9 protein-coding genes and 1 tRNA gene are annotated in these 5264 nt (G+C 51.5%); 2 read left to right on the top strand and 8 right to left on the bottom strand.

The features are described 5' to 3' along the window. Nucleotides 1–39: 39 nt before the first annotated feature. A tRNA-Ala gene (locus CA598_RS30970) sits at nucleotides 40–115 on the bottom strand. A 227-nt stretch (nucleotides 116–342) separates the two neighbouring features. On the opposite strand from CA598_RS30970, the gene CA598_RS30975 reads away from it, so the two are divergent. Continuing rightward, nucleotides 343–720 (top strand): YhjD family protein, encoded by a 378-nt coding sequence (locus CA598_RS30975; protein ID WP_094878987.1) that lies wholly within the window; start codon nucleotides 343–345, stop codon nucleotides 718–720. Here CA598_RS30975 and CA598_RS30980 read toward each other — a convergent pair. From CA598_RS30980 to CA598_RS30990, 3 genes are read right to left on the bottom strand one after another with little or no spacing between them, the layout of a single operon-like run. Further along, entirely contained in the window at nucleotides 686–3118 is a 2433-nt protein-coding gene (locus CA598_RS30980; protein WP_094878988.1) for a hypothetical protein, read from the bottom strand. The genes CA598_RS30975 and CA598_RS30980 overlap by 35 nt on opposite strands. Continuing rightward, nucleotides 3115–3396 carry a hypothetical protein gene (locus CA598_RS30985; protein WP_094878989.1) on the bottom strand — a complete coding sequence of 94 codons (282 nt, stop codon included), beginning with the start codon at nucleotides 3394–3396 and terminating at the stop codon, nucleotides 3115–3117. Before CA598_RS30985 ends, CA598_RS30980 begins: the two co-directional genes overlap by 4 nt. Nucleotides 3397–3408: 12 nt before the next feature. Beyond that, entirely contained in the window at nucleotides 3409–3576 is a 168-nt protein-coding gene (locus CA598_RS30990; protein ID WP_256715912.1) for a hypothetical protein, read from the bottom strand. Nucleotides 3577–3693: 117 nt separating this feature from the next. Between CA598_RS30990 and CA598_RS32780 the strand changes: the two genes are divergently transcribed. Continuing rightward, the gene (locus CA598_RS32780; protein ID WP_218832640.1) at nucleotides 3694–3894 is read left to right on the top strand and encodes a hypothetical protein; all 201 of its coding nucleotides are present in this window, start codon (nucleotides 3694–3696) and stop codon (nucleotides 3892–3894) included. Between the two features lie 136 nt (nucleotides 3895–4030). Here the strand turns inward: CA598_RS32780 and CA598_RS31000 are convergent, their stop codons facing one another. The 4 genes from CA598_RS31000 to CA598_RS31015 form a co-directional block, all read right to left on the bottom strand. Further along, nucleotides 4031–4354 carry a hypothetical protein gene (locus tag CA598_RS31000; RefSeq protein ID WP_094878990.1) on the bottom strand — a complete coding sequence of 108 codons (324 nt, stop codon included), beginning with the start codon at nucleotides 4352–4354 and terminating at the stop codon, nucleotides 4031–4033. 288 nt (nucleotides 4355–4642) lie between these two features. Beyond that, nucleotides 4643–4846 carry a hypothetical protein gene (locus CA598_RS31005; RefSeq protein WP_094878991.1) on the bottom strand — a complete coding sequence of 68 codons (204 nt, stop codon included), beginning with the start codon at nucleotides 4844–4846 and terminating at the stop codon, nucleotides 4643–4645. Nucleotides 4847–4920: 74 nt separating this feature from the next. Next, nucleotides 4921–5130 (bottom strand): hypothetical protein, encoded by a 210-nt coding sequence (locus CA598_RS31010; RefSeq protein ID WP_094878992.1) that lies wholly within the window; start codon nucleotides 5128–5130, stop codon nucleotides 4921–4923. A gap of 4 nt (nucleotides 5131–5134) precedes the next feature. After that, nucleotides 5135–5248 (bottom strand): stalk domain-containing protein, encoded by a 114-nt coding sequence (locus CA598_RS31015; RefSeq protein ID WP_373455861.1) that lies wholly within the window; start codon nucleotides 5246–5248, stop codon nucleotides 5135–5137. Nucleotides 5249–5264 lie beyond the last annotated feature (16 nt).

Raw genomic sequence — 5264 nt, forward strand, 5'->3', positions numbered from 1 at the left:
TACTGCTCTACCAACTGAGCTAAGAGTCCATATGAAGTTTGGTGGAGCCAAGGGGGATCGAACCCCTGACCTCATCGCTGCCAGCGATGCGCTCTCCCAGCTGAGCTATGGCCCCGCGAATTACTCCGTCAAGTCGACGGTCAGTCAACGTACAACCCGCTCGTACCAACGGTTTCTAGCGTCCTGCAAATCCGCTCGTTTTCTTTCCGCTCAATTAATATACCACACGGGAGCGCATCGCTGCAAGTCCTTTTTTCGGATATCTGCTCGAATATTGCGGAATCGCATTTTCCGTTATATAATACGAACATACATTCGCAATCAAAACGGAGGTCCTACGCTATGAAAAATCTACCCGCGCCACCTTCTCCGGATGACCTCGCTCTCATCGCACCGGCCGTCACTCTTCCGTTAGTTATCGCCGCGCTTAAACGGGATCGCCTCGTATTTATGGAGCCCGGTCTCCTAAAGACGCCGTCACCGTATACCGACGTAATTGATACCGCCATTGCTCGCGCGACTGCGGATCTCGACGCAGCTAAACGCGATATCTACCGGCGTGGTTTACGTGTCGTCTCCACCGAGCGTGTTGGCGCAAATGTTGTCGCGCACTATCTCTGTCGCGGTCACAGCGGAGAAGTAACGGTCGATATAAACGGCGGCATGGGCGTTATGCGCGCGTATCTTACGCTTTTCGATAACTCCGTTCCCGCGCCTTAATCTCCGCCAACACTTCCGCAATCGGTCGTCCGTACTTCCGCGAGTGTGCCGCCGTGAGAGCTACGTTATCTACGGACGCATAGCGCTTGCCGACGGGTACTAACGCATCCGCTACGAATGGCGCTTCGTATTCCCCTTCGCGTAGCCAACACGCGATAAACTGATATTGGCGCGTAGCTTCGAACGCTTGCTGCGGATCATCGAACGTTTTCGAGAGATACGGCATCAAGCGCTTATACGTATCAACGTGAGTATTGCGAAATAGATGCCAATTGACGGACGCGGCAAGCAACGTATCAACGAAGCCAGGATACGAATGGAATGCGCTGAAATCATGAAACGCGATGATCGGCGCGAGTTTATATTTCGGACCCTCACGTAGCATCCGTTTAGTAAAGTGAACGAGTCCGCGCGACATAAATTGATGCGGTTCGTTAAGTACGAGTAGTGTTCCCGCGCCTTTCCCCGCCTGCGCAAGTTTAATAAGTAGCGTTAGCATTACGATCCAATATCCGAGCATCTCCTTAACACGCTCCGGCATCGGTACGCCCTCCGGCATTACACAACGGATGATTACGACTTTCCCCTCCGCAACCCAACGGTATAAATCCATTGCGGGATTATACGTTTGGCAAAACATCGGCTTCAAAAATTCGCTACTCGTTATCTGCGTAATCCGCCGCAGCACCGGTCCGTATATTTGCCCCTGCTTGCCCTCGCTCATCTTATCGAAATCGCGCCACGTATCCATATCGAATACATCGTCTAACTCCGCGATCTTCTGTTTCCGGAATGCCGCCGAAGTAAACATCGCTTTCATATCCGTTAGATCCCCGTTACACACTTTCGCCGCATCACGCGTAAATTCCGACGTCTGGAACTTATCCTCGTCACCGTCCGATAGCAAGAAATCCGTAAGATACTCCGCAATCGCATCGGCGGCTATCCGCTTATCGCTAACGTTATGGAGAACGGTCTGCAGTCCGAGATATGGCGCGTAGGCTGTATCCGCTAAATTAATATCAATAACGTCTTCCGGCGCTAAGTGGTCACGTATTGCGTCCGCCATGCCGCGTTGGTTGCCTGCGCTGTCTTTGTTATGTTCGTCGATGAAGTCCGGTATAACTGCGCCGATTCCGTGCTGGCGCTTCGCCTCTACTACGAGATTGACTACGTGCTGATCCTTGCCCATACGCGGTGACCCGTTAACAGCGCGTGGCATATACAATTTATCCGGACTGTTAGTCGGAATATGAACGCGATGCTCTACGCCGCGATCCGTAGCCGTTCCCGTAAGTATTCCGCGCTCATCCAGGAACGCACGCGGCAACTCGATCTCAACGCGCCGATTCGACGTTAGGACTTCGGAAAACTCCGCTTGTAAATCCGCGGTCGGTAGCTGCGTTAATTTGCCGAGCTCATCTACGCTCATTATATTCGGAGCGATTTCGCGCACTTTCCATTCGCTAATTTCTGCGCGAGCCCTTACGTTAACCTTTACGCATTCCAGCCGATTGTCGCCCGCTAAACCTCCGTATGCGCTCGCTACTGACCGCGCCAACATCTCGCGCTTAATCGGATCGGCGGACGTTACGGCGCAGCGAATAGACGTTTTAAATACGGGTAGATTACGCTTATTCTTCGTCTGTGTAGATAGATCGCCATTAACGAGCAGCTCCGCGCGATCCGGATTAGGTAACGCTCTCCGTTCGAATTTAACCGCTGGACCTGCGCCATGATACAGCGATTTCTCTACGCCGGCCATTACGTCTTCGATTAGCGTTTTGACTTCGTAAAAGATATGCGCTGCGCCCATCGCTATTGTCCGCATTAGCCGCATCGGATCAAATCCGGGTCGGTACGCGAGCCCTCCGCCTTCCCACGTTTCCCACGCATAGTCCGCGAGTTTCTTCCATTTAGCGCGAGATACCGTTTCCGTGCGGATAAATACGCTGACTGCTTCACCTGCGCTTAATTCATTCGTTACTCCGAGTAATTCACGTATTGGCGTCGTCTGCTCGTTATAGCGAAAGTCTAACGAGAACATATCGTGGCGGCGGTATTTAAGCGCGTATATGTCCGTACCATCAGCGCTCGGAAACGTAAAGTCATCCGCGACTTCTAGCGTTGCCTTCCGCCATTGTTCGTGATTGCGGAATTTAACGCGGAAGGATTCGGCGAACTCGGCCGGCATAGCGCAATAAAACGTAATAGTCTCCGCAGCCATTTGCGTAATCCACCAGAAGTCCGGAGCCGGCTTCGTAACAATGCGATAACCTTCGCGACGTGGTTTAGTACGCGCGGAGAATAGTTCGTATAGGGAACGTTGGAGATTACGGGATGCGGAGTTTAGTGCGGATACATGCGGGATGATCTTATAAACAACGTACGCGCTCACGTTAATACACGCCAGATTACGCCGACCCAAAACGTTAGAAACATGCGCCCCAGCCATTTACCGTTGTTGCCGACGATTGGCGCGACCATCATTCCGAGCGCACATACGATAATGCCGAACGTAATGATTTCCGGAGAGTATGCGTTAAGCGTCGCGAAAATACCGTGCACTGTCTCTCCTAATGCGCGCGACATTATTCCGGTTATCGTCTCCGTTATATTATCGATGGCGCCGCCGCCAATGTCCGGAAGTGCTGCGCCATTTATACGTATTATCATTGCGCCCACCTCCTATAACATCCGCAGCCAATTACGGATATCGACCGCATGGCGCACGATAATGTAACCGATACTTCCGCCCATTAGAAACTCGATCGCCTTCGTTCGATTACCGAACATCCACGTAATGCCGGCGTATACGATGATGCCAACGCAGAGCCAATCGGCGATTCCGAGCACCGTTGAAAATACCGTTACCCACGTTGCGGATCCCGCCGCTACTGACGATGCAAACGCGGTCTTTGGGATTAACGCGAGGTGAACGGTGGCAGCCGTTTTAGTTATCGGAGTCGGTACGTGAGGTGCGCGAACTTTCGGCGATATAATACCGGATTGGAATGCGCCCCATTCGAGCGCAACGGTTTTAGTCATACGTATCATTCCTTTCGGATTGGATATACTAGGCGTAAATTTAACACAGAGGAGTTGTTATTCATGGCGTTTGTTATCGGATTAATCGTCGGCGGTGCTGTCGGAGCGATCACGCTTCTGTTTTAATTCAGCGGTCATCGCGGCGTACAATATCGTCTTTACAAATCCGCTAAAGTTATCGCGTCCCTTTCGCGCTGCCCATTCGAGTATCTTGCGTTGGTGCTCGTTGTCGACGTTGAAGTTAACGCCCTTGCGTACGTACTTACTCACGATGACTACCGTTTCCTATCGGGCGCAGGGTTACCGGTTGAGTATTCGGACCGTCGGCGGACTTTGATTCCGTAGGATCCGCTACTACTGCGGCTGTCTTTTTACGCTTCGACCGATCAACTTTCGGTGCGCCACTACGGCTCTTAATCTCCGCCGTCAACGTTTCAATCGCGCCAATTACTTCGAGCACACCGTCGTCAACATCGTCCGCATCCGTAATACCTTGCGCAAAATCAGCGATCATCTCAGCAAGTATTCCAACGGATACCTCACCAGCCATACGTTTCAATAACGCTTTGTTTACTAACGCTGCCACATTACCGCCTCCTACGTTTTACGTATGTTTGATGTTATGCGCAGTAGCTCGGTCTATATGTCGTCAAATTTTACGACATTTTTACGGGTAGACAGGCGTTAGACAGCGAAAAGGAGCGCAGGTTTCCGCCGTCGCTCCCAAAGCGCGGATCGCGTAGGCGACCGCTTTACCCCTAGCGTATGACAGCGGGCTTGTACGTTATGCCGGACGAACTCGCGAAATTAAACGAAAAAAAGGCGCAGCCTCTACGGATATTACTCCGCAAAGACTGCGCCTTATATTGCGTTGTTACTTCGTTATCAATTCACCGCTAGACGTCCGCACAATCAGCGTTTTACACTTCGGACATTTCGCGCTTCCGCCCGGTAACAGAGTCGTACGTCCGCACGTAGGGCAATCGACTTTCTCCGCAGTTGCGGTCTGTTTAATGGCGATTATTACCGCGATGATTATCCCGACTACAACTCCGAATACGATTACGCCTAAGAACATATTCGCTCGACCTCCGTTAATTTACGTTATAATTCATTATCGGAGAGTTTCCGCATTTTGTAAATATGCGTAGCCTAATCCGTCTTATCTTTGTTCGCTGCGTCAGAAAGCCCCTCCGCCAGCATATACGCAACGCACGCACCAACCGCGCCGATGACGCCGGTTACGTGAAGCACCGTATTATCTCCCGCGCCCGAAGCCGTTAGTACCGAAGTAGCTAACGCAGCGAGTAGCGCCCAAAACTTCCGCGAGGATAATTTACGTAAGATATCGTTTTTGTTCATCGTATTATTTCGCCTCCTTCGTAATAGTTGCGGTTTTCGTTACGTTATCCCACGCGATGACCGCGCCGAACTTATCGGACATCTCGCGCAATGGAACGTACACTGCTCCGTCAATCAATACGCCATCCTTCGCC

Source organism: Paenibacillus sp. VTT E-133291, from assembly GCF_002264395.1.
GTDB classification, from domain to species: Bacteria; Bacillota; Bacilli; order Paenibacillales; family Paenibacillaceae; genus Paenibacillus_AQ; species Paenibacillus_AQ nitricinens.

Excerpts from the sequence above, each read along its gene's own strand:
- CA598_RS30975 (WP_094878987.1), top strand. The coding sequence starts at position 343 with ATGAAAAATCTACCCGCGCCACCTTCTCCGGATGACCTCGCTCTCATC.
- CA598_RS30985 (WP_094878989.1), bottom strand. The coding sequence starts at position 3,396 with ATGATAATACGTATAAATGGCGCAGCACTTCCGGACATTGGCGGCGGC.
- CA598_RS31005 (WP_094878991.1), bottom strand. The coding sequence starts at position 4,846 with ATGTTCTTAGGCGTAATCGTATTCGGAGTTGTAGTCGGGATAATCATC.
- CA598_RS31010 (WP_094878992.1), bottom strand. The coding sequence starts at position 5,130 with ATGAACAAAAACGATATCTTACGTAAATTATCCTCGCGGAAGTTTTGG.